We start from the raw sequence: 23,727 nt of genomic DNA, 5'->3' as shown, positions 1-23,727 counted from the left end.
CTCTCTTAACCTTTGACGCACACGACCTGCTTCAGGATATGCACCACATCGACCAGCTCGCGCTGCGCCAGCATCACCGCATCGATATCCTTGTAGGCCATCGGAATTTCATCGATCACATTTTCATCCTTGCGGCATTCCACGCCCTCGGTGGCGCGGATCTGGTCGGCCAGGTTGAAGCGCCGCTTCGCTTCCGTGCGACTCATCGTGCGTCCCGCACCGTGGCTGCAGCTATGAAAACTCTCCGCATTGCCCTTGCCGCGCACGATAAAACTCTTCGCGCCCATGGATCCGGGAATGATTCCCAGCTCGCCGGCACGGGCCGACACGGCCCCCTTGCGCGTGACCAGCACGTCCTTGCCGAAGTGGTGTTCCTTCTGCACATAGTTATGGTGGCAGTTGACGGCTTCCACATGCGTCTGGAACGGTTTATGGATGACCGTGCGCACGGCCGCGATCAGGTTCTGCATCATCACTTCGCGGTTGTTGCGCGCAAAACGCTGCGCCCAGCCCACCGCTTCCACGTAATCGTCGTAATGCTGCGTACCTTCGGCCAGGTAAGCCAGGTCCTGGTCGGGCAGGTTGATGAAGTGCGTGCGCATATCCTGCTTGGCCAGTTCGATGAAATGGGTGCCGATGGCATTGCCCACGCCGCGCGAGCCGGAATGCAGCATGAACCACACAGAGCCCTGCTCGTCGAGGCACACTTCGATGAAGTGGTTACCGCTGCCCAAAGTTCCCAGGTGGCGGTAGTGATTCGTATTTTTCAGCTTCGGCGTTTTCAGGCAGATGGCATCGAATTCATCCTTCAATTGCAGCCATGCCGCATCAACTACCGATGGCGGCGTCTGCCAGGAACCTTCGTCGCGGCCACGGTGGCCGCGCGTCTTCGGCGACATCCCGTGCGGAATGGCGCGTTCGATGGCACTGCGCAGTGGTCCCAGGTTATCGGGCAAGTCGCTGGCCGTCAGCGTGGTTTTCGCCGCCATCATGCCGCAACCGATATCCACGCCCACCGCCGCCGGAATCACCGCACCCAGGGTGGGAATCACGCTGCCGATGGTCGACCCTTTACCCAGGTGGACGTCGGGCATGACGGCGATATGCTTGTAAATGAACGGCAGGGCCGCCGTGTTGCGCAATTGTTTTTTAGCCGCTTCTTCGACGGGCACGCCACGGGTCCACATTTTGATGGGACGGCTGCCTTCGGTATGCAGGACTTCGTATTCTTCGTTTTTCATCTGCTTCTTTTCTTCTATTTTATAAGGGGTGATGACAAGGCTTGGTAAAACGTCTGCCGACGTATCGGCTCTGGAGGTAGGTACTGGCCATTTTCGTTCCTCCCTGCTCTCTACTTTCATCTCGTTGCTACACTCTCTATTGCAAGCGCTGTGCCAGCTTTTAATATTTCACCCAAGATACATATAACCCATTGATTTAATTAAATAATATTTAAATGCATGTTCTGCCGAGCAAGTTCCTGCGCATTACAATCTAAACTATAATTATCTTTTTAGATAAATATTTATCCAATTTATGCAAGCAAAACGCACCGTCGTCATCGGCTTTCTCGGCACGCAGCTCGACAATGGCAGGGGAGCGGCACGCTGGGAAAAGTGGCGCCCCAGCATCGCCCTGACCCAGCATGAGGACAAGATCATCGACCGCTTCGAACTGCTGTACGCGGGCAGCCAGTTTGACAATCTGGTACGCCAGGTATCGCAGGATATCGCCAGCGTCTCGCCTGAAACCAGGCTGATCGCCCACGAACTACCCATCAGCGATGCCTGGGACTTCGAGAACGTGTACGGCGCCCTCTACGATTTTGCCAACAACTACCCGTTCGATCCGGACAAGGAAGACTATTGGATCCACATCACCACCGGCAGCCACGTGGTGCAGATCTGCATGTTCCTGATGACGGAAGCACGCTATTTTCCGGGCCGCCTCGTGCAAACGTCGCCGCCCAGGCGCCAGGCTGCCGGCAATCCCGGCAGCTACGCATTGATCGACCTCGATCTGTCGCGCTACGACCAGATCGCCCAGCGTTTTACGCGCGAACAGGCCGAAGGCGTGGCCTTCCTGAAGTCCGGCATCGCCACGCGCAATGCGAAGTTCAACGGGATGATCGAGGAAATCGAGCGAGTCGCCATCAAATCGAAAGCCCCCATGCTGCTGATGGGGCCGACCGGCGCAGGAAAATCCTTCCTCGCGCGCCGCGTGTATGAGCTGAAAAAATCACGCCACCAGATCGACGGAAAATTCATCGACCTCAATTGCGCCACCTTGCATGGCGATGGCGCCGCTTCCACTCTGTTCGGCCATATCAAGGGCGCCTTCACGGGCGCGGGAGCGGATCGGCCAGGCTTGCTGCGCAGCGCACACAAGGGATTGCTGTTTCTCGACGAAATCGGTGAGCTGGGACTCGACGAGCAGGCGATGCTGCTGAAAGCCATCGAGGAAAAGCGCTTTTTCCCCGTCGGTGCCGATACGGAAGTGCAAAGCGACTTCCAGCTGATCGCCGGCACCAACCGCGACCTGGGTAAAGAGGTGGCTGCCGGCAGCTTCCGCGAAGACCTGTACGCGCGCATCAACCTGTGGACCTACGAATTACCGGGCCTGACGCAGCGGCCGGAAGACATCGAGCCGAACCTGGAATACCTGCTGGCGCAATATGGCGCCGAAACGGGCGAAAGAGTGCGCTTCAACAAGGAGGCGCGCGAACGCTTCATGCGTTTCGCCACCTTGCCCGCCTCGGCATGGAATGGCAATTTCCGCGACCTGTCTGCCGCTGTCACGCGCCTGGCCACCCTGTCGGAGGCGGGGCGCATCACGGATAGTGTCGTCGACGAAGAGATCAAGCGCCTGCAGCGGATGTGGCGACATCATGATGGGCGCAGCGATAATGCGGAAGTGGACCTGACAGGGATCATGGGAGAGCAGGCGGCTTCGCAACTCGACCTGTTCGATGCGCTGCAGTTGCAGGCTGTGATCCAGGTGTGCCGGCAATCGAACAGCCTGTCCGATGCGGGCCGCACACTGTATGCCGTCTCGCGTGCGGCGAAAGCCAAGCCGAATGACGCCGACAGGCTGAAAAAATACCTGACGAAGTTTGGCGTGAGCTGGGAGAACGTGAGCCGATAAAACCCGACGCCTGTACAGCCGGAGTCAGTCACTTCGTGATCGGGATGTGCCCCACCGGGGCGCATCCCCCCGCCGCGCACGTTGGCGATGACTTTTGCGTTGGCGCTATGGAGGCTCCGACCGCAGGTCGGCGCAGGTCGGCGCAGGTTGGCGTAGGTCGGCGTAGGTCGGCTTAGCGCAACGCGCGTAAGCCGACAGCCACCACCAGCACCAGCAGCAAACAAAACCACCAGACGAAAAAAACCCGACCATTTCTGATCGGGTTTTTCTCTACTGCGAATAACAAGCCTGACGATAACCTACTTTCACACTGGTTGCAGCACTATCATCGGCGCAAAGTTGTTTCACGGTCCTGTTCGGGATGGGAAGGGGTGGGACCAACTTGCTATGGTCATCAGGCATAACTTGTACTGGCATTTGTCCTCAGTTGAGCGACAAAGCCTGAATCTGGAAGAAGCAAAGATTGGGGTAATGAATAGTAGTATCAACAAACGCACAACGTTGTACCGTCTTATCCTCTGTACCTGCTAAGGTTATAGGGACAAGCCGTACGGGCAATTAGTACTGGTTAGCTTAATGCATTACTGCACTTCCACACCCAGCCTATCAACGTCCTGGTCTCGAACGACCCTTCAAAGAGCTCAAGGCTCTGGGAAATCTCATCTCAAGGCAAGTTTCCCGCTTAGATGCTTTCAGCGGTTATCTCTTCCGTATTTAGCTACCCGGCAATGCCACTGGCGTGACAACCGGTACACCAGAGATACGTCCACTCCGGTCCTCTCGTACTAGGAGCAGCCCCTTCAAATTTCCAACGCCCACGGCAGATAGGGACCAAACTGTCTCACGACGTTTTAAACCCAGCTCACGTACCACTTTAAATGGCGAACAGCCATACCCTTGGGACCGGCTACAGCCCCAGGATGTGATGAGCCGACATCGAGGTGCCAAACTCCCCCGTCGATATGAACTCTTGGGAGGAATCAGCCTGTTATCCCCAGAGTACCTTTTATCCGTTGAGCGATGGCCCTTCCATACAGAACCACCGGATCACTATGTCCTACTTTCGTACCTGCTCGACTTGTCAGTCTCGCAGTTAAGCACGCTTATGCCATTGCACTATCAACACGATGTCCGACCGTATCTAGCGTACCTTCGAACTCCTCCGTTACACTTTAGGAGGAGACCGCCCCAGTCAAACTGCCTACCATGCACTGTCCCCGATCCGGATAACGGACCAAGGTTAGAACCTCAAACAAACCAGGGTGGTATTTCAAGGTTGGCTCCACGAGAACTAGCGTCCCCGCTTCAAAGCCTCCCACCTATCCTACACAGATTGGTTCAAAGTCCAATGCAAAGCTACAGTAAAGGTTCATGGGGTCTTTCCGTCTAGCCGCGGGTAGATTGCATCATCACAAACATTTCAACTTCGCTGAGTCTCGGGAGGAGACAGTGTGGCCATCGTTACGCCATTCGTGCAGGTCGGAACTTACCCGACAAGGAATTTCGCTACCTTAGGACCGTTATAGTTACGGCCGCCGTTTACTGGGACTTCAATCAAGAGCTTGCACCCCATCATTTAATCTTCCAGCACCGGGCAGGCGTCACACCCTATACGTCCACTTTCGTGTTTGCAGAGTGCTGTGTTTTTATTAAACAGTCGCAGCCACCAGTTTATTGCAACCCTTTCACCCTCATGGAGTAAACCAATCAAGCTACCGGGGCGTACCTTTTCCCGAAGTTACGGTACCAATTTGCCGAGTTCCTTCTCCCGAGTTCTCTCAAGCGCCTTAGAATACTCATCTCGCCCACCTGTGTCGGTTTGCGGTACGGTCTCGTATGACTGAAGCTTAGAGGCTTTTCTTGGAACCACTTCCGATTGCTTCGTGAACAAGTTCACTCGTCTCAACCCCTTGAATTCCGCACCCGGATTTGCCTAAGTGCCTTCTATGAGCCAAAAACCAACTATTCCAACAGTTGGACAACCTTCCGCGATCCGTCCCCCCATCGCATCATACGACGGTGCAGGAATATTAACCTGCTTCCCATCAGCTACGCATCTCTGCCTCGCCTTAGGGGCCGACTCACCCTGCTCCGATGAACGTTGAACAGGAAACCTTGGGCTTACGGCGTGGAGGCTTTTCACCCCCATTATCGCTACTCATGTCAGCATTCGCACTTCTGATACCTCCAGCATCCTTTACAAGACACCTTCGCAGGCTTACAGAACGCTCTCCTACCATATATATCTGTGATAAATCACAGAACAATATCCGCAGCTTCGGTGACTGGCTTAGCCCCGTTACATCTTCCGCGCAGGACGACTCGATCAGTGAGCTATTACGCTTTCTTTAAATGATGGCTGCTTCTAAGCCAACATCCTGACTGTTTTAGCCTTCCCACTTCGTTTTCCACTTAGCCAATCTTTGGGACCTTAGCTGGCGGTCTGGGTTGTTTCCCTCTTGACGCCGGACGTTAGCACCCGACGTCTGTCTCCCAAGCTCGCACTCATCGGTATTCGGAGTTTGCAATGGTTTGGTAAGTCGCAATGACCCCCTAGCCATAACAGTGCTCTACCCCCGATGGTGATACTTGAGGCACTACCTAAATAGTTTTCGGAGAGAACCAGCTATTTCCAAGTTTGTTTAGCCTTTCACCCCTACCCACAGCTCATCCCCTAATTTTTCAACATTAGTGGGTTCGGACCTCCAGGGCGTGTTACCGCACCTTCATCCTGGCCATGAGTAGATCACTTGGTTTCGGGTCTACACCCAGCGACTGATCGCCCTATTCGGACTCGATTTCTCTACGGCTTCCCTATGCGGTTAACCTTGCCACTGAATGTAAGTCGCTGACCCATTATACAAAAGGTACGCAGTCACGGAACAAGTCCGCTCCTACTGTTTGTATGCACACGGTTTCAGGATCTATTTCACTCCCCTTCCGGGGTTCTTTTCGCCTTTCCCTCACGGTACTGGTTCACTATCGGTCGATTACGAGTATTTAGCCTTGGAGGATGGTCCCCCCATATTCAGACAGGATGTCACGTGTCCCGCCCTACTTGTCGTACGCTTAGTATCACCGGTCTGATTTCGAATACGGGACTATCACCCGCTACGGTTCCTATTTCCAGAGGATTCTTCTATCAGTCCGACTATCACGTACAGGCTCTTCCCATTTCGCTCGCCGCTACTTTGGGAATCTCGGTTGATTTCTTTTCCTGCAGCTACTTAGATGTTTCAGTTCGCCGCGTTCGCCTTGCATACCTATGTATTCAGTATGCAATACCCTAAAAGGGTGGGTTGCCCCATTCGGAAATCTGCGGATCAAAGTGTGTTTGCTCACTCCCCGCAGCTTATCGCAAGCTACTACGTCCTTCATCGCCTGTAATCGCCAAGGCATCCACCATGTGCACTTATTCGCTTGTCCCTATAACGTTAGCCTCTGATCACTAGGTGTCCAAAGAGCGCTACAGGGATAAGAAAGTACAACGTTGTTGCTTGTTTGTTGATACATACAATCATTACCCATCAAGTCGCCTCATGCATTGCTGCACGCATAGACTTGATCAATAAATAATCTTTACTTCTTCCAGATTGTTAAAGAACGAAACAGCTTTGATCGCTAAAAGATCAAACCTAAACCTGACGGCTTACGTTTGCACTTTCAAAGTATTGGTGGAGGATGACGGGATCGAACCGACGACCCCCTGCTTGCAAAGCAGGTGCTCTCCCAGCTGAGCTAATCCCCCTGAGATTTTACTAATTAGCTGGTAGGGCTGGTTGGACTCGAACCAACGACCCCCGCGTTATCAACACGGTGCTCTAACCAGCTGAGCTACAGCCCCAACGCGGTGCTACTACTACTACTGTTTCTTCTTAATTAAACAGCCGATAAGTGTGAACATTTGATGCGTGAATCAGTTACCTGATTCGTGCAAACTCTAGAAAGGAGGTGATCCAGCCGCACCTTCCGATACGGCTACCTTGTTACGACTTCACCCCAGTCACGAATCCTACCGTGGTAAGCGCCCTCCTTGCGGTTAAGCTACCTACTTCTGGTAAAACCCGCTCCCATGGTGTGACGGGCGGTGTGTACAAGACCCGGGAACGTATTCACCGCGACATGCTGATCCGCGATTACTAGCGATTCCAACTTCATGCAGTCGAGTTGCAGACTACAATCCGGACTACGATACACTTTCTGCGATTAGCTCCCCCTCGCGGGTTGGCGGCGCTCTGTATGTACCATTGTATGACGTGTGAAGCCCTACCCATAAGGGCCATGAGGACTTGACGTCATCCCCACCTTCCTCCGGTTTGTCACCGGCAGTCTCATTAGAGTGCCCTTTCGTAGCAACTAATGACAAGGGTTGCGCTCGTTGCGGGACTTAACCCAACATCTCACGACACGAGCTGACGACAGCCATGCAGCACCTGTGTACTGGTTCTCTTTCGAGCACTCCCTGATCTCTCAAGGATTCCAGCCATGTCAAGGGTAGGTAAGGTTTTTCGCGTTGCATCGAATTAATCCACATCATCCACCGCTTGTGCGGGTCCCCGTCAATTCCTTTGAGTTTTAATCTTGCGACCGTACTCCCCAGGCGGTCTACTTCACGCGTTAGCTGCGTTACCAAGTCAATTAAGACCCGACAACTAGTAGACATCGTTTAGGGCGTGGACTACCAGGGTATCTAATCCTGTTTGCTCCCCACGCTTTCGTGCATGAGCGTCAATCTTGACCCAGGGGGCTGCCTTCGCCATCGGTGTTCCTCCACATATCTACGCATTTCACTGCTACACGTGGAATTCTACCCCCCTCTGCCAGATTCTAGCCTTGCAGTCTCCAATGCAATTCCCAGGTTGAGCCCGGGGATTTCACATCAGACTTACAAAACCGCCTGCGCACGCTTTACGCCCAGTAATTCCGATTAACGCTTGCACCCTACGTATTACCGCGGCTGCTGGCACGTAGTTAGCCGGTGCTTATTCTTCAGGTACCGTCATTAGCAAGAGATATTAGCTCTCACCGTTTCTTCCCTGACAAAAGAGCTTTACAACCCGAAGGCCTTCTTCACTCACGCGGCATTGCTGGATCAGGCTTTCGCCCATTGTCCAAAATTCCCCACTGCTGCCTCCCGTAGGAGTCTGGACCGTGTCTCAGTTCCAGTGTGGCTGGTCGTCCTCTCAGACCAGCTACTGATCGATGCCTTGGTAGGCTTTTACCCTACCAACTAGCTAATCAGATATCGGCCGCTCCACGAGCATGAGGTCTTGCGATCCCCCACTTTCATCCTTAGATCGTATGCGGTATTAGCGTAACTTTCGCTACGTTATCCCCCACTCTAGGGTACGTTCCGATATATTACTCACCCGTTCGCCACTCGCCACCAGAGCAAGCTCCGTGCTGCCGTTCGACTTGCATGTGTAAGGCATGCCGCCAGCGTTCAATCTGAGCCAGGATCAAACTCTTCAGTTTAATCTCTGTTTAATGTCATTTCTGACAGGTCGGACAGTATCACTACCATCCAAATCTTTTGCATTGCAAAAGATTTGCTCACTCAAAAAACTGACAGGCCACTACTTGCGTAGCGCCTATTTCATTATTTCTTGTGAACATTTGATATTTTAAGTTAGACGCCAATCCGAAGATTGACGCTGCACTTACATCAAATGCCCACACTTATCGACTGTTAATTGTTAAAGAACTGTATTCGGTACTGCTTTCGCGCTATCGACAAAGCGTTGTGTTTGTCAGCTGCGAAGAAGGAAGAGTATGAAGCTTTTTCAGCATTTCGTCAACCTTCTTTTTCTCCCCGTTTTACTCTGCAACACCATGTTTTGTGTGCGTCGTTTTGCGAGGAGGCGAATCATATCAAAGACTGTCGAAGTTTGGCAAGCGCTTTTCCAGGAAAGCATGCATGCCTTCTTTTTGTGCAGGCGTGCCGAAGGCGGCCTGGAACAAGCGGCGCTCGTAGGCGACACCATCGGTCAGGGTCGTTTCAAAGGCGCGGTTGACGCAATCCTTGATCATCATGGCAACCGAGGTCGGCATGGCGGCGATGGTCTTGGCGGCGGCCAGGGCTTCTTCCATTAATTTATCTGCCGGCACCACGCGCGACACCAAGCCGATGCGTTCCGCCTCGGCAGCGTCGATGGTGCGTGCCGTCAGCAGCAGATCCATGGCCTTGGCCTTGCCGATGGCGCGCGGCAAGCGCTGCGTGCCACCCGCGCCCGGCGTGACGCCAACCTTGATTTCCGGCTGGCCGAATTTGGCGCTGTCGGCGGCGATCAGGAAATCGCACATCATGGCAAGTTCACAGCCACCACCAAGTGCGTAGCCAGCTACGGCACCCACCACCGGTTTGCGCACGCGCAAGATATGCTCCCAGTTGCGGCTGATATAACCCTGGGTAAAGGTGTCCGGATACGTGTAATCGGCCATGGCGGCAATATCGGCGCCAGCCGCAAACGCTTTTTCGCTGCCCGTGAGCACGATACAGCCGATATTCTCGTCCGCGTCGAATTTCAGCAGGGCGTCGCCCAGCTCATTCATCATGTTGTCGTTCAAGGCGTTGAGCGCCTTCGGGCGGTTCAGGCGGATGACCGCCACTTTGTCCTGGATGTCGATGATCAAGTCTTCGTATTGCATAGTGTCTCCTCTGGATGAACGGTGTGACGATTGTAGCGGCTAACAGCGGCGGCGCGACAAGTGCGCTGCTATTATTGTGAACCCGATCACCTTTATCGAGCAGCGTATTTTCTCTTCCTTCTTCCAGTACTGCGCCCGCCATCTGCGCGGCGACGGCAGCGCCGCCAGCGTCAATTTTCGCCGCCTGTGGTTCAGCAACGGCCTCAATTGCTTCGGCGCCCAGATCACCTCGCTGGCCCTGCCCCTGTGCGCGGTATTGTTATTACATGCGACACCAGAACAAATGGGGGTGCTCGTCGCCCTGCAGGCGCTGCCGTTTGCCCTCTTCGGCTTGCCCGTCGGCGTGCTGCTGGACCGGCGCAGCAAGCACCCGATCATGCTATTCAGCGAAAGCATGTCGGGCCTGGCGCTGGCCAGCGTCGCCGTCGCCTACTGGTGCGGCGTGCTGTCGATGCCCTGGTTATATGTAGTGGGATTCATCATCGGCACCGGCTTCGTCGTCGGTGGCGGCGCCGAACAGGTTTTCCTGACCTTCCTGGTGGGCCGCGACGGCTTGATCGATGCGCAATCAAAATTTGCTGCCACCGAATCGGCTTCGCGCCTGATCGGCCCCGGCCTGGCCGGCGTGCTGGTGCAAGTCCTGTCGGCGCCCGTCGCCATCCTGTGCACGGCCTGCGGCTATCTGGTTTCCGTCTTCAATCTGCGCGCCATGAGCGTGCGCGACCCTCGCCCGGCGCCGTCAAGCAAGCACGCCTTGCGCGACATCGCTGACGGCTTGCTGTTTGTCTGGCGCGAACCACTGCTGCGCGCGCTGGCCTGGGGTGCCGGCATCTGGCACTTCCTGTTTTACGCCAGCATGGCCTTGACGGTGCTGTTTGCCACGCGCGACCTGGGCATGAGTCCTGGCGTGCTGGGCATGACGCAGATGCTCGGTGGCGCCGGCGTGCTGCTGAGCGCCTTCATCGTCAAGCCATTGACGCGCCGCTATGGCGCCGGCCGCACCATTCTGATCGGACTGGCGTCCACCTCCGTCTGCTTTGCCCTGACGCCCACCATCCCTGCCTTACTATTAGGCAGTGCGGCGGCCAGTGCCGTGGCGTATGCCGTGCTGATGTTCTTTTTTGATTGCGGCGTGATGCTGTTCTTTATTCCCTACCTGGGCTTGCGCCAGAAAGTCACACCCGACCCCATGCTGGGCCGCATGACCTCGACCATGCGTTTCCTGACGGTGGCGACGGCGCCGCTGGGCGCGCTGGCCGCCGGCTGGGTAGCGGAACACTTTGGCGTGCGCAATGGCCTGGCCTGCATCGCGGCAGGCAGCATCGCACTGACGATCGCCATGGTGTGGGGCACGCCGCTGCGTAGCGTGCGCACCTGAAGCGATAAACGGGCATACACTGCTAAAAGATTGCCTTGGCGACACTATTCATGCCAAAGCCTGTGAGTTTTGATTTACATCAAGGTTTTAGTTGAGGTAAATCCATAAGCTGTCTTCCATCACTCTAGGAGCAACGTCATGTTTAACACCATCTTATTTCCCACCGACGGCTCGCCGCTGTCCGACAAAGCGGCCGAGACGGCCCTCGCCTTCGCTCAATTGAACAAGGCCAAGCTGGTCGCCCTCAGCGTGGTGCAACCGTTCCCGTTCTCGCCGATGGCCGATGGCGGCATCGTGCTCGACGCCAGCCTGTATGAACAGCAGATGCAGGAAGCATCGCAACGCGCTGTCGACAAGATCGGCGAAGCGGCGCGCGCCGTCGGCGTGCCCTTCGAAGGCGTGGTCGTCGTCTCGCCCAGCCCGCACGAGGAAATCGTCAATGCGGCACAAACCCACCATTGCGACATCATCCTGATGGCCTCGCATGGCCGCAAAGGATTGAACAAGCTGTTCGTGGGCAGCGAAACGCAAAAAGTGCTGGCACATACCGAGCTGCCAGTCATGGTTCTGCGCTAAGCCACGGCTTACCCGGCGCCGCGAGAAACTCAGCGCGCCGGCGCCTGCTTCGGCAACAACACCCACACGGCGCCGCTCTGCTTCATGCGGCCCGCATTCTCCGCCGCTTCCGCACCGAAACCAAAGAAGTAATCGACCCGGATGGGCCCGCGAATGGCGCCGCCCGTATCCTGCGCCATCACCAGGCGCTGCATGGGAATCTCGCTATTGGCTTGCGTGGTGGACAGGAACACGGGCGCACCCAGCGGCAGGAAGCGCGAATCGATGGCCACCGAGCGCTGCGGCGTCAACGGCACGCCCAATGCGCCCTTCGGTCCCACTTTCGGATCAGGCAGGCGCTCTTCCTTGAAGAAGACATAGCTCGGATTGGCGTTGAATAATTCATCCTTGCGCGTGGGGTGGCCGGCGATCCACGCCTTGATGCCCTGCGCGGACGCCTGGCTCAACGTCAGCTCGCCCTTGTCGACCAGGTAGCGACCGATCGATTTGTACGGGTGACCATTCTGGTCCGCGTACGCCACGCGCACGGTTTCCTGCGTATCGGTCAGCTGCACGCGCCCGGAACCCTGCACTTGCAGGAAGAACGCTTCGACTTCGTCATCAACCCACAGCAATTCCTTGCCCGTGACGGCCGTGGCGCGCTCGATGTCGGCGCGGGTCGCGTACGGGATCACCTTCTTGCCCACCAGCTTGCCCCGCAAGCGCATGTTTTTCAATTCCGGATACACGCCGGACAAGTCGACCGAAACGAGATCGTCAGGCACCTTGTACAGCGGCGTCTGGTATGGACCGCCGCGCTTGCGCGCGCCATGCAGCAGCGGCTCGTAATAACCGGTCACCAAGCCGGTACTGGCGCCATCGGCGGTGACGACTTGATTGGGCACGAAGAAGGTTTCGAAGAACAGGCGGATGGCCTTGTCGCTATCGGCATTCACCTGGCGCGCGATGGTGCACGACTCCTTCCAGTCCGGGCGTTTCACCAGCACGCCGCATGAAGCCATGAAGGCGGGCCAGGCGGCGCGCATGTCGTCGCGGGCCCAACCTGGCAAAGCGGCAAATTTGGCGGGGACGAAGGTGGGGGCTGCCGCTGCATCCAGCGTGTCCTTGGCGTCCTTGGCATCGGCCGGCTTGGCCGGCACTGGCCTGACGACAGTCGGAGCGATCGCCGGTGCCTTGCCAGACGCAGTGACCGGCTCTGCCGGCGGCGTGGTGCAGGCGGAAAGCGCAAGCGCGACGGCGCCGACTGAAACGGGTAGACTACCGCGTGTCAACAGACGGCGGGTAAATACTAAGCTGCGGGTAAATAACATAGGAGTGCGTATGTGGATCTTGATGATAGAGGCGCTGGTGGCGTTCTTCTTGCTGGCATTTATAGTCTGGTGGACCATGTATTCGGGTAAAAAACCCGCACCGCCGGCGCGCAAGCAGCTCAGCGAAGAACAGGACGCCATCGAAAAACTGAAATAGGGGTGCAAGCCCCCGGCGTTTCCTTAATGCAGGGTACGCGGCACCGACAGCACGAACTCGGGAATCGGCGCTTCGAACTGATGGCCATCCTCGGCCACGCAGAAGTATTCGCCGTGCATCGAACCCTGCGGCGTGCCCAGCATGGTGCCGCTCGTGTATTCGAACTGCTCGCCCGGCTGCAGCAGCGGCTGGTGGCCGACGGCGCCCAGGCCGCGCACCTCTTCCACCTTGTTGTTCGCATCCGTGATGACCCAGTGGCGCGAAATCAGTTGCGCGCCGGCCGTGCCCGTGTTGACGACGCGAATCGTGTAACTGAACACGTGCCGCCCCTGGTCGGGGGCCGATTGCTCGGGCAGATATTGTGTCTTGACCGTTACCGTAAATTCATAAGTCGCCATCGTCATTCCTATTCAGACATTGTCAGTCGTATATTGTGTGTCGCGCGCGCCGCATTGGCCATCGCGCGCCGTGTATTCTGCGTTCCAGTAAGCCATGGTAACGGCGTCAAGCGTAAAATAGCGCATCTTCGCATTTTCTACTCTGAGCCTTTAGCCACCATGACAACATTCCGTATCGCTCCCAGCATCCTGTCCGCCGACTTTGCCCGCCTGGGCGAGGAAGTGCGCAACGTCGTCACCGCCGGCGCCGACATCATCCACTTCGACGTGATGGATAACCATTATGTGCCGAACCTGACCATCGGCCCGCTGGTGTGCGAAGCGATTCGCCCGCACGTGCAAGTACCCATCGATGTGCATCTGATGGTCAAGCCTGTCGATCGCATTATCCCGGATTTCGCCAAGGCTGGCGCGAACATCATCACCTTCCACCCGGAAGCGTCGGATCACCTTGACCGTTCCTTGCAGCTGATCCGCGACAATGGCTGCAAATCGGGCCTGGTGTTCAACCCGGGCACGCCGCTGCACTACCTGGAACACGTGATGGACAAGATCGACATCATCCTGATCATGTCGGTCAACCCTGGCTTCGGCGGCCAGTCCTTCATTCCGCAAGCACTGAAAAAAATCGCCGAAGCGCGCCGCATGATCGACGAATCGGGCCGTGACATCATGCTGGAAGTCGATGGCGGCATCAAGATCGACAACATCGGCGCCGCCGCTGCCGCCGGCGCCGACACCTTCGTCGCCGGCTCGGCCATCTTCGGCAAGCCGGATTACAAAGCAGTCATCGACGCCATGCGTGCCGAATTGGCAAAAGTGACGGGCGCCTGATGCAAGCGGGCACGGTGAAAGACCACGTACTGGCCGGCGTGCGCGCCGCCATCATCGACCTCGATGGCACAATGCTCGACACCGTGCCCGATTTTCAGGTCGCCATCAACGGCATGCGCGCCGAATTCGATCTGGCGCCCATCAGCGCCGACGCCATCAAGCTGATGGTGGGCAAGGGTTCGGAAAACCTGATCCGCACCGTGCTGGCCCTGGACTTTGACGCGGCCGGCGTGGAACAGCGATTTGAGCACGCCATGGACGCCTACCAGCGCCACTACCTGGCCGTCAATGGCCAGTTCAGCACCCTGTACCCGGACGTGGAAGCAGGCCTGGCGGCGATGAAGGCAGCGGGCTTGCGCCTGGCCTGCGTCACCAACAAGCCGATCGCCTTCGCCCTGCCCCTGCTGAAACAGAAAAAACTCGACGGGTATTTCGAGATCGTCTACGGCGGCGATTCGCTGCCGCAGAAAAAACCGCATCCCATGCCGCTGCTGCAAGTATGTGCGGACTTCGATCTGGCGCCCGCCAAAGTGGTGGCCATCGGCGACTCCTCGAATGACGCGCAAGCGGCACGGGCTGCGGCTTGCCCCGTCTTGACCGTACCGTATGGTTACAACCACGGACACTCTATACACGACACCGATTCCGATGGTATAGTAAATACGCTGCTCGAAGCGGCGCATTTTATTAGCATGCACAACAGACCAGCATACTGACCATACCTAACACCATATCGTGAACACGTTTCTCATCAAAAAACACAATGTCACCCAAACCGGCTCGATTGAGGCCTGGCTTTGGCGACGCTGGCAATCCTGGCAGGCCTAAGGGCCGAGCCGTGTAAGATTGCTGTCGGCGGCACGCGCGCATTTGCGTGTTGTATGCGCCGGCAGGTTTTTTGATAACCCACCGCAGGATCTGTGCTTTGTAAGCACGACGCACACGCGTACCCTGGCGGCATGGAGAGACACATGACCGAACTCGAATTCAAATCGCTGGCCCAACAAGGCTACAACCGCATCCCCCTGATCGCGGAGGCTTTTGCCGACCTCGAAACCCCGCTCACGCTGTACCTGAAACTGGCGCAAACCCAGCAAGGCGGCAAGAACACCTTCTTGCTCGAATCGGTCGTCGGCGGCGAACGCTTCGGCCGCTATTCCTTCATCGGCTTGCCCGCCACCACGGTGTTGCGCAGCCATGGCAACCGCACCGAGATCGTCAAGAACGGCGCAGTGATCGAAGAGCACGAAGGCAATCCGCTCGACTTCATCGAACAGTACCAATCGCGCTTCAAGGTGGCCCTGCGCCCCGGCATGCCGCGTTTCTGCGGCGGGCTGGCCGGCTACTTCGGCTACGACACCGTGCGCCACATCGAGAAAAAGCTGGCCGGCGGCGCGCCGAAAGACGACTTGAACTTGCCCGACATCCAGTTGATGGTGACGGAAGAACTGGCCGTCATCGACAACCTGTCCGGCAAACTCTACCTGATCGTGTATGCCGACACCACGCAACCCGAGTCGTTCTCGAAAGCGCGCCAGCGCCTCAAAGACTTGCGCATGATGCTGCGCCGCGGCGTCGATGCGCCCGTCACCAGCGCCTCCGTGCGTACGGAAACCATCCGCGACTTTTCCAAGGAAGACTACCTGAAGGCGGTCGCCAAGGCGCATGAATACGTGATGGCCGGCGACTTGATGCAGGTGCAGATCGGCCAGCGCATCCGCAAACCCTATGTCGATTCGCCGCTGACCCTGTACCGCGCCCTGCGTTCGCTCAATCCGTCGCCCTATATGTACTTCTATAATTTCGGCGACATGCAGATCATCGGCGCCTCGCCCGAGATTTTGGTGCGTAACGAGACGAGGGCGGACGGCGGCAAGAAAGTCACCTTGCGCCCCATCGCCGGCACCCGCCCACGCGGCGCCACGCCAGAGCGCGACGCCGAACTGTCGGCCGAACTGCTGGCCGATCCGAAAGAGATCGCCGAACACGTGATGTTGATCGACCTGGCGCGCAACGACATCGGCCGCATCGCCGAAACGGGCAGCGTGCAAGTCACCGACCGCATGGTCATCGAAAAATACTCCCACGTGCAGCACATTGTCTCGAACGTGGAAGGCACGCTGAAAGATGGCTTGTCGAACCTGGACGTGCTGCGCGCGACCTTCCCCGCCGGCACCCTGACGGGCGCGCCGAAAGTGCGCGCCATGGAAGTGATCGACGAACTCGAAATCACCAAGCGCGGCATCTACGGCGGCGCCTGCGGCTACCTGTCGTTTGGCGGCGAAATGGACGTGGCGATCGCGATTCGCACGGGCGTGATCAAGGATGGCATGTTGTACGTACAGGCCGCGGCCGGCATCGTGGCCGACTCGATCCCCGAAATGGAATGGCAGGAAACCGAAAACAAGGCGCGCGCCGTATTGCGCGCCGCCGAACAAGTGCAAGATGGCCTGGATGGGGAGTTTTAAGATGCTGCTAATGATCGACAACTACGACTCCTTCACCTACAACATCGTGCAGTATTTCGGCGAACTGGGTGAAGACGTGCGGGTCTACCGCAACGATGAAATCACGATCGAACAGATCGAAGCGCTGAACCCGGACCGCATCTGCATCTCGCCCGGCCCGAAAGCGCCGGCACAGGCAGGCATTTCGGTGGAAGTGCTCAAGCACTTCGCCGGCAAGAAGCCGATTCTGGGCGTCTGCCTGGGCCACCAGGCCATCGGCGAAGCGTTTGGCGGCAAGGTCATCCGCGCCAAGCAGGTCATGCATGGCAAGACTTCCCTCATCGCGCATACGGGTGTCGGCGTCTTCAAAGGCTTGCCCAGCCCCTTCACAGTGATCCGCTACCACTCTTTGGCGATCGAACGCGCCTCGCTGCCTTCCTGCCTGGAAGTGACGGCGTGGACGGACGACGGCGAAATCATGGGCGTGCGCCACCGGGAATACGATATCGAGGGCGTGCAGTTTCACCCCGAATCGATCCTCTCGGAGCACGGCCACGCCCTGCTGAAGAATTTCCTCGAGCGCTGATTCCCTGCGCACGCCCCGGCGTGCCATCAGTGTCCTCCTGCGCCATCATTGAAGAAGGAAGCATCATGCCGATCACCCCACAAGAAGCCCTGCTGCGCTGCATCGAACACCGCGAAATCTTTCACGACGAAATGCTGTACCTGTTCCGCCAGATCATGTCCGGCGAAATGTCGCCCACCATGATCGCGGCGCTGACCATGGGCCTGCGCGTGAAAAAGGAAACCATCGGCGAAATCGCCGCCGCCGCGCAAGTGATGCGCGAGTTTTCCACCAAGGTGCCCATGGCCGACACCACCAACCTGCTCGACATCGTCGGCACGGGCGGCGACGGCGCGCACACTTTTAATATCTCCACCGCCTCGATGTTCGTGGCGGCGGCAGCCGGCGCGCGCGTGGCCAAACATGGCGGACGCAGCGTCTCGTCCTCGTCCGGCAGCGCCGACGTGCTCGACTCGCTGGGTGTCAATATCAACCTGCAGCCCGAGCAGATCGCCCAGTCGATCGCGCAAACGGGCATCGGCTTCATGTATGCACCGAACCACCATGCGGCCATGAAGCATGCGGCGCCCGTGCGCCGCGAACTCGGCGTGCGCACGATCTTCAATATCCTCGGTCCGCTGACCAATCCCGCCGGCGCGCCGAACATTCTGATGGGCGTATTCCACGCCGACCTGGTCGGCATCCAGGTGCGCGTGCTGCAGCGCCTGGGCGCGCAGCATGCCATCGTCGTGTATGGCCGCGACAATATGGATGAAGTGTCGCTCGGTGCCTCTACGCTCGTGGGAGAACTGGTCAACGGCGAAATCCGCGAATATGAAATCCATCCGGAAGACTTCGGCATGTCGATGATCGCCAGCCGCAACCTGAAGGTGGCCAACTCCATCGAATCGAAGGCCAAGATGCTGGAAGCACTGCGCGGCGAGCCCGGTGCGGCGGCAGACATCGTCGCCCTGAACGCGGGCACGGCGCTGTACGCGGCCGGCGTGGCCAGCTCGATCGAAGACGGCCTGGCGCGCGCGCGCATCGCCGTCAGCTCGGGCGCCGCCCTGGCAAAACTGGAACAATTCGTGCAGGTGACGCAGCAGCTTGGCACCCCGGCGCAAGCGTAAGCTCTCCCCGCCCTCCTTGATAGAATAGCGACCATCATGTCCGACATACTCGATAAAATCCTGGCCGTGAAGGCCGACGAAGTGGCGAAGGCGAAAGCCCATCGCAGCCTGGCAAGCCTGCGCGGCGACGTGGAAAGCGACAGCGCCCTGCGCGCCGATCTGCGCGGCTTCGAGGCCAGCCTGCGCCAGCACATCGCAGCCGGCAAGCCCGGCATCATCGCCGAAGTCAAAAAGGCCTCGCCGTCGAAAGGCGTGATCCGCGCCGACTTCCGCCCGGCGGACATCGCCGCCAGCTATGCGGCGCATGGCGCGGCCTGCCTGTCCGTGCTGACGGATGAACAGTTCTTCCAGGGCTGCGTGGATTACCTGCAGCAGGCGCGCGCCGCCTGCGCCATTCCCGTGCTGCGCAAGGACTTCATGGTCGACATGTACCAGATCTATGAAGCACGCGCCATGGGCGCCGACTGCATCCTGCTGATCGTCGCCGCGCTCGACCACGGTCTGATGGCCGAAATGGAAGCGTGTGCCCACGAACTGGGCATGGGCGTGCTGATCGAGAGCCACGATGGCGAAGAACTCGACGCGGCACTCAAGCTCAAGAGCGCGCTGATCGGCATCAACAACCGCAACCTGCGCACCTTCGAGACCTCGCTCGACACGACCATCAATCTCTTGCCGCGCATCCCGCAAGACAAATTGATCATCACGGAATCGGGCATCCACAGCACAGCCGACGTGCAACGCATGCGCGATGCACACATCCACAGCTTCCTGGTGGGTGAAGCGTTCATGCGCGCACCCGACCCCGGCGTGGAACTGGAACGCCTGTTCAGTTAAACCATGGTAGGCTGGCAGGCATGAGACACGCGATGATCGTCCTTGCCGCCGCCAGCCTGCTGTCGGCTTGCCAGACTGCAGCCCCGCCAGGGGCGCGCACGCCCGCAGCTACGCCACCTCGCACGCCGGCCGCGATACAGCTTGCCGCCAGCATCGACGCCTACAAGTCGCTGGTGGCGCAGCAGATCATGGCAGCCAACGGCGCATATACGTTCAGCGGGCGCCTGCCGCCCATGTTGCCGGCCATCGTCGTGCTCGACCTGCGCGTGGGCCCCGACGGCGAGCTGAAAAGCGTGCAGGTACACCGCTCACGCGACAGCGAAGCCTCGGCTGCGGCGCTGGCCGCCGTGCGGCGCGTACAAGAACTCTTCCCGCCAGCGGCACACCTGATGCGCCGCCACGCCAAAACCTTCGATTTTTCCGAAACCTTCCTGTTCAACGAACAGTACCGATTCCAGCTGCGCACATTGTCCGGTCCGCAGTAAGCGCGGCGGCATCGAGCTCGATGCGGTCGCGTCCCCGCTTCTTGGCCAGGTACAGGGCAGCATCAGCGCGCGACAGCAATTCTTCCAGCCCCTCCACCACCGAGGCCTGGCAAGCGACGCCTATGCTGACGGTACACGAAGGCAGTCCTGCATGACTGGACTCGCGCAGCAAGGCGCGTATGCGTTCGGCCACGCCCAAGGCATTATGTACAGGCATATCCGGCATCAGCACGACGAACTCCTCGCCGCCGAAACGCGCCACGCAATCCGATTCGCGCAAGGCGCCTTTGATCACGGTGGCCACATGTGCCAGCACCTGGTCTCCCACCGCGTGACCGTAGCGGTCATTGATCGATTTGAAGTAATCGAGGTCGATGCTGAGCAGTGTCAACGGCAAACGGCGGCGGCGCAGATTACCTATCTCGCGCGCATAGGCGTCGCCAAAGCCGCGCCGGTTCAGCACCTGCGTCAGCGGATCGTGGGTCGAGCGGCGCTCCAGTATCTGCTGCAGGCGGCGCGTCGCCACCGTCATGAAGCCCACCGTCAGCAGCAGCGCCATGAAATTGGCGACCGCCAGATAGATGCCGGCCGGCGTGCCGGTCACCGCCAGGTTGACGCTGGCGCCGCCATGCAGCAATGCCGACACGCCGCGCGCCAGCACCACGACAGCTTGCAGCAGCATCAGCGCACCAAAGAAAAAACTCGAAAAATGGCGCTCGCCGTAGCACCATACCAGCTGCACCTGGCGCGCATAAAACAGGAAGACCAGCAGGGAGAAGACCGTCACGCGCGCCGAGAAGTCGGGGTGCACCAGCAGCCACCAGCTATTGCCAGCGATGGCCAGGGCAAGTATCAGCAGATAGGCGCGGCGACTCGTCGCCAGGCCAAAGAATTTCTCCGTGCCCAGCATCGACAGGCCGATGCCGGCCACCAGCGCAGCATTGGCCGAGATCATGGACAATGCCGACGGCAGCACCTCGCGGGTGCCGAACAGCAGCGATGCGCACACCAGCAACAGCAAACCGGCCGACCAATGCCCCAGGCCGTGTACCTCGCGCCGGAAACTGCGATACACCGAGAACATGACAATGCTCATCGCCCCGCACATCAGGGTCGTCATCAACATAATCGTTCGTGGATCGAGGGTTTGCACGTTGGGCACGATCTAAAAGAAAGAGTTCGGCAATTTTAGTTTACTTAAAGGAAAATTAGTTCATTTGCGGTAAATATGATGGTACAGCGCCAATATTGGTGGATTACTTGCATTTAAGAAGTGGCATCTTGAAATGAAAAACCGGCCATAACGGCCGGTTCTTTGTCTTAACGCATGACCATCAGCATCATGCCGCGCTAGGACGCTTCGGCCCCGTGGCTTTCTTTGGCGCGGGCAGCAATGCCAGGCTGACGCCAGGAACACGGTCGCCCTGCAATATGGTGGCAAACGTCATCAGCTCGTCGCGGCGGAAGGCGTGGATGGCCACCCTGGCGCCGACGGCATAACGGCCCAGCAAGGTGTCCAGGTTGGTGCCCGTCACGCGCAAGCCATCGACCGCCACCAGCACGTCGCCCGCCGACAGGCCAGCCACATGGGCGGCGCCGCCCTGGTGTACCTGCGCCAGTCTGGCGTCGTTGCCGTCGCGGCCCAGAGTGACGTCAAGGCTGGGCTTTTCCGCCCTGCGCTGGTCGCTGTATTTCACGCCGAACGGCGCCAGCAGGCGCGCCAGTGGCACGTCGTCCGTGCCGCGGATGTAGCGCTCGAAGAACGGCTTCATGCGCGTGCCGGAGACCTCATCGAACAGGGCTTCGACTTCGGCCGGCGTCACGCCGCGGCCTTTGCCTTCTCCCTTGCCCTTGTAGAAATCGCGGCCATAGCGCTGCCACAGCACCTGCATCACGTCGTCCAGCGACTTTTCGCCATGCGTCTTGCTGCGGATCGTCAGGTCGAAGGCCAGCGCGATCAGCGAACCCTTGGTGTAATAGCTGACGATGGCGTTCGGCGCGTTTTCATCCTGGCGGTAGTACTTGCCCCAGGCGTCGAAGCTGGAATCGGCCACGCTTTGCTTGCTGCGGCCACTGCCGCGCAGCACACTGTTGACGGTCTTGCCCAGCAATTTGAAATAGGCTGCCTCGTCGATCAGGCCCGCGCGCACCAGCATCAGGTCGTCGTAGTAGCTGGTGAAGCCTTCGAATAGCCACAGCAGCGGCGAATAGCTTTCCGCCTGCAGGTTGTACGGCGCAAAGGCGGCCGGCTTGATGCGCTTGACGTTCCAGGTATGGAAGTACTCGTGGCTGCACAGTCCCAGGAATTTCAGGTAGCCCTCGCCGATCTCCGTGCTGCTTGATGCCGTCGTCGGCAAGTCGGCACGGGCGCAAATCAGCGCCGTCGAGGCACGGTGTTCCAGGCCACCGTAACCATCGCCGACGGCCATGGTCATGAACACATAGCGGTCCATCGGGGCTTTTTTCGTCTTCGGCTCGAAGAAGGCGATCTGCGTTTCGCAGATGGCTTTCAGGTCGCGGCACAAACGGTCCAGGTCCAGGTTCGGCACCTTGCCCGTGACGACGATATCGTGCGGCACGCCATGCGCCTTGAAGGTGGCCAGCGCGAAGTCGCCCATTTCCACCGGGTGGTCGATCAGCTCATCGTAGTTGGCCGCCTGGTAGCTGCCGAAACCATAGCGCTTCGCCTTGAGTTCCGGCAGGGTGGTGGCGACTCGCCAGGTCTTGCAGGCCGCATCCTTCGGCTGCACGATGTGCACCTCGTGCGGCTCGGCTTCCTGGCCCAGTACGCGCAGGAACACGCTGGTGCCATTGAAGAAGCCGTGATTCTGGTCCAGGTGCGCGGCGCGCACGGACAAATCCCAGGCGTAAACGTCGTATTCGAGCGTCAAGGCGCCCTTGCACGGAGCCGCTTGCCACGAATGCTTGTCGAGCTTGGCCAGCGCCACGGCCTTGCCCTCGGACTCGGCGCGGATGCTGACGATGTTGCGCGAAAATTCGCGGATCATGTAGCTGCCCGGGATCCAGGCCGGCAAGGACAAGACCTGGCCGATGGCGGCCGGCGACTTGACCGTCAAGGTCACCTTGAACATGTGGCCAGCCAGGTCGGAGGCGGCGATGCTGTAGATGATGCCGGCGACGGGCGACTTGGCGATATTTTTTTTAATTGGAGCTTTTTTCATGTTTTTCTCGTGTCTGGCATGGATGTTCTAAAGTCGCCCGGGCGCGCCATGCACCGGCGACAAATCGTCAGGTGTATCAATATCGCGCAAGATGCCGCTGTCGTCCACTGTCACGTCGCATACGGCATGGCTGTTGACGATGCTGCGCGCGCCCTGGTCGCCATCGAGCGCCAGCAGCAGCGGCAAGTGAAAGTTACTGAACGCGACAGGATTGCCGCGCCGTCCCTGGAACACGGGCACGGCGATGTGCGCGCCATCGCCGATGGCTTGCGACAAGGCGGCGATTGTAGCCGGTTCTACACCAGGCATGTCGCCCAGGGCGATCAGCCAGCCCGGCGCGCCGCGCACGTAGTCGATGGCGCAGGTGAGCGAGGCGGCCATGCCCGTATCGGCATCATGGCAGACGCGCACCTCGCAGCCCAGCGCACCGAGCGCGCGCGCCACCTGCGTATCGTCGGCACGCACCACGGCCAGCACGCGCGGCAAGGCCGCCAGCATGTTCCTGGCCGCCGCCACCACGACCGGCAAGCCCGCATGCGGGCCGTCCGTCAACGGCTGCAATAATTTGTTCTGCACGCCGGAAGGGTCGAACCTGCGTCCCCTTCCGGCTGCCAGCAAGATGCCGACCGTACTCAA

At 58.7% G+C, this 23,727-nt stretch carries 18 protein-coding genes, 2 tRNA genes and 3 rRNA genes; 11 read left to right on the top strand and 12 right to left on the bottom strand.

What is annotated here, in order from left to right; all coding sequences use genetic code 11:
- Nucleotides 1-5 precede the first annotated feature (5 nt).
- Nucleotides 6-1,241, bottom strand: a complete 1,236-nt coding sequence (locus FJQ89_RS21540) for an RtcB family protein (protein ID WP_141171642.1) — start codon at nucleotides 1,239-1,241, stop codon at nucleotides 6-8.
- A 295-nt stretch (nucleotides 1,242-1,536) separates the two neighbouring features.
- On the opposite strand from FJQ89_RS21540, the gene rtcR reads away from it, so the two are divergent.
- On the top strand, nucleotides 1,537-3,144 hold the full coding sequence (gene rtcR / locus FJQ89_RS21535; RefSeq protein WP_141171641.1) for an RNA repair transcriptional activator RtcR: 1,608 nt from the start codon (nucleotides 1,537-1,539) through the stop codon (nucleotides 3,142-3,144).
- A 286-nt stretch (nucleotides 3,145-3,430) separates the two neighbouring features.
- Here rtcR and rrf read toward each other — a convergent pair.
- The 6 genes from rrf to FJQ89_RS21505 form a co-directional block, all read right to left on the bottom strand.
- Nucleotides 3,431-3,543, bottom strand: a 5S ribosomal RNA gene (gene rrf, locus FJQ89_RS21530).
- Nucleotides 3,544-3,681: 138 nt separating this feature from the next.
- A 23S ribosomal RNA gene (locus FJQ89_RS21525) occupies nucleotides 3,682-6,570 on the bottom strand.
- A 246-nt stretch (nucleotides 6,571-6,816) separates the two neighbouring features.
- Nucleotides 6,817-6,892: transfer RNA gene (locus FJQ89_RS21520), tRNA-Ala, on the bottom strand.
- 19 nt (nucleotides 6,893-6,911) lie between these two features.
- Nucleotides 6,912-6,988, bottom strand: a tRNA-Ile gene (locus FJQ89_RS21515).
- Between the two features lie 100 nt (nucleotides 6,989-7,088).
- Nucleotides 7,089-8,619 (bottom strand): 16S ribosomal RNA (locus FJQ89_RS21510).
- The 16S, 23S and 5S rRNA genes sit together here with 2 tRNA genes alongside, the layout of an rRNA operon.
- Nucleotides 8,620-9,015: 396 nt before the next feature.
- On the bottom strand, nucleotides 9,016-9,792 hold the full coding sequence (locus FJQ89_RS21505; RefSeq protein ID WP_141171640.1) for an enoyl-CoA hydratase: 777 nt from the start codon (nucleotides 9,790-9,792) through the stop codon (nucleotides 9,016-9,018).
- Between the two features lie 76 nt (nucleotides 9,793-9,868).
- On the opposite strand from FJQ89_RS21505, the gene FJQ89_RS21500 reads away from it, so the two are divergent.
- Together FJQ89_RS21500 and FJQ89_RS21495 are read left to right on the top strand one after the other, a co-directional pair.
- Nucleotides 9,869-11,170: an MFS transporter gene (locus FJQ89_RS21500; protein ID WP_243136185.1), complete on the top strand. Its 1,302-nt coding sequence runs from the start codon at nucleotides 9,869-9,871 to the stop codon at nucleotides 11,168-11,170.
- Nucleotides 11,171-11,308: 138 nt separating this feature from the next.
- Entirely contained in the window at nucleotides 11,309-11,746 is a 438-nt protein-coding gene (locus FJQ89_RS21495; RefSeq protein WP_141171639.1) for a universal stress protein, read from the top strand.
- Nucleotides 11,747-11,775: 29 nt separating this feature from the next.
- Here FJQ89_RS21495 and mltA read toward each other — a convergent pair whose 3' ends face one another.
- Nucleotides 11,776-12,885 (bottom strand): murein transglycosylase A, encoded by a 1,110-nt coding sequence (mltA, locus tag FJQ89_RS21490; protein WP_279239613.1) that lies wholly within the window; start codon nucleotides 12,883-12,885, stop codon nucleotides 11,776-11,778.
- A gap of 181 nt (nucleotides 12,886-13,066) precedes the next feature.
- Here mltA and FJQ89_RS28110 point away from each other — a divergent pair, with 181 nt between their 5' ends.
- The gene (locus tag FJQ89_RS28110) at nucleotides 13,067-13,213 is read left to right on the top strand and encodes a hypothetical protein (RefSeq protein WP_168208503.1); all 147 of its coding nucleotides are present in this window, start codon (nucleotides 13,067-13,069) and stop codon (nucleotides 13,211-13,213) included.
- A 23-nt stretch (nucleotides 13,214-13,236) separates the two neighbouring features.
- On the opposite strand, the gene apaG is transcribed toward FJQ89_RS28110, so the two are convergent.
- On the bottom strand, nucleotides 13,237-13,611 hold the full coding sequence (apaG, locus tag FJQ89_RS21485) for a Co2+/Mg2+ efflux protein ApaG (RefSeq protein ID WP_034753698.1): 375 nt from the start codon (nucleotides 13,609-13,611) through the stop codon (nucleotides 13,237-13,239).
- A 159-nt stretch (nucleotides 13,612-13,770) separates the two neighbouring features.
- Here apaG and rpe point away from each other — a divergent pair, with 159 nt between their 5' ends.
- From rpe to FJQ89_RS21450, 7 genes are all read left to right on the top strand, one after another.
- Nucleotides 13,771-14,445 carry a ribulose-phosphate 3-epimerase gene (gene rpe, locus FJQ89_RS21480; protein WP_071079585.1) on the top strand — a complete coding sequence of 225 codons (675 nt, stop codon included), beginning with the start codon at nucleotides 13,771-13,773 and terminating at the stop codon, nucleotides 14,443-14,445.
- Nucleotides 14,445-15,161, top strand: coding sequence for a phosphoglycolate phosphatase (locus tag FJQ89_RS21475; protein ID WP_141171637.1), 717 nt, complete (start codon nucleotides 14,445-14,447; stop codon nucleotides 15,159-15,161). The genes rpe and FJQ89_RS21475 overlap by 1 nt, the downstream gene beginning before the upstream one ends.
- A 255-nt stretch (nucleotides 15,162-15,416) precedes the next feature.
- Nucleotides 15,417-16,913, top strand: coding sequence for an anthranilate synthase component I (gene trpE, locus FJQ89_RS21470; protein WP_141171636.1), 1,497 nt, complete (start codon nucleotides 15,417-15,419; stop codon nucleotides 16,911-16,913).
- 1 nt (nucleotide 16,914) lies between these two features.
- Entirely contained in the window at nucleotides 16,915-17,478 is a 564-nt protein-coding gene (locus FJQ89_RS21465) for an aminodeoxychorismate/anthranilate synthase component II (protein ID WP_092719017.1), read from the top strand.
- A 65-nt stretch (nucleotides 17,479-17,543) separates the two neighbouring features.
- The gene (gene trpD / locus FJQ89_RS21460) at nucleotides 17,544-18,587 is read left to right on the top strand and encodes an anthranilate phosphoribosyltransferase (protein WP_141171635.1); all 1,044 of its coding nucleotides are present in this window, start codon (nucleotides 17,544-17,546) and stop codon (nucleotides 18,585-18,587) included.
- A gap of 36 nt (nucleotides 18,588-18,623) precedes the next feature.
- A complete protein-coding gene (trpC, locus tag FJQ89_RS21455) occupies nucleotides 18,624-19,424 on the top strand; it encodes an indole-3-glycerol phosphate synthase TrpC (RefSeq protein ID WP_116743124.1) in 801 nt (266 codons plus the stop codon).
- Nucleotides 19,425-19,444: 20 nt separating this feature from the next.
- The gene (locus FJQ89_RS21450; protein WP_141171634.1) at nucleotides 19,445-19,909 is read left to right on the top strand and encodes a hypothetical protein; all 465 of its coding nucleotides are present in this window, start codon (nucleotides 19,445-19,447) and stop codon (nucleotides 19,907-19,909) included.
- Here the strand turns inward: FJQ89_RS21450 and FJQ89_RS21445 are convergent.
- The 3 genes from FJQ89_RS21445 to FJQ89_RS21435 form a co-directional block, all read right to left on the bottom strand.
- Nucleotides 19,860-21,035 (bottom strand): GGDEF domain-containing protein, encoded by a 1,176-nt coding sequence (locus FJQ89_RS21445; RefSeq protein WP_141171633.1) that lies wholly within the window; start codon nucleotides 21,033-21,035, stop codon nucleotides 19,860-19,862. The two genes, FJQ89_RS21450 and FJQ89_RS21445, sit on opposite strands and share 50 nt — an antisense overlap.
- A gap of 214 nt (nucleotides 21,036-21,249) precedes the next feature.
- Nucleotides 21,250-23,091 (bottom strand): M61 family metallopeptidase, encoded by a 1,842-nt coding sequence (locus FJQ89_RS21440; protein ID WP_141171632.1) that lies wholly within the window; start codon nucleotides 23,089-23,091, stop codon nucleotides 21,250-21,252.
- Nucleotides 23,092-23,118: 27 nt separating this feature from the next.
- Nucleotides 23,119-23,727 (bottom strand): nucleotidyltransferase family protein, encoded by a 609-nt coding sequence (locus FJQ89_RS21435; protein ID WP_141171631.1) that lies wholly within the window; start codon nucleotides 23,725-23,727, stop codon nucleotides 23,119-23,121.

It is taken from the genome of Janthinobacterium tructae (genome assembly GCF_006517255.1).
GTDB lineage: Bacteria > Pseudomonadota > Gammaproteobacteria > Burkholderiales > Burkholderiaceae_D > Janthinobacterium > Janthinobacterium tructae.
The sequence above is the reverse complement of the archived record's forward strand: the minus strand, read 5'-3'. Positions and strand labels throughout refer to the sequence as shown.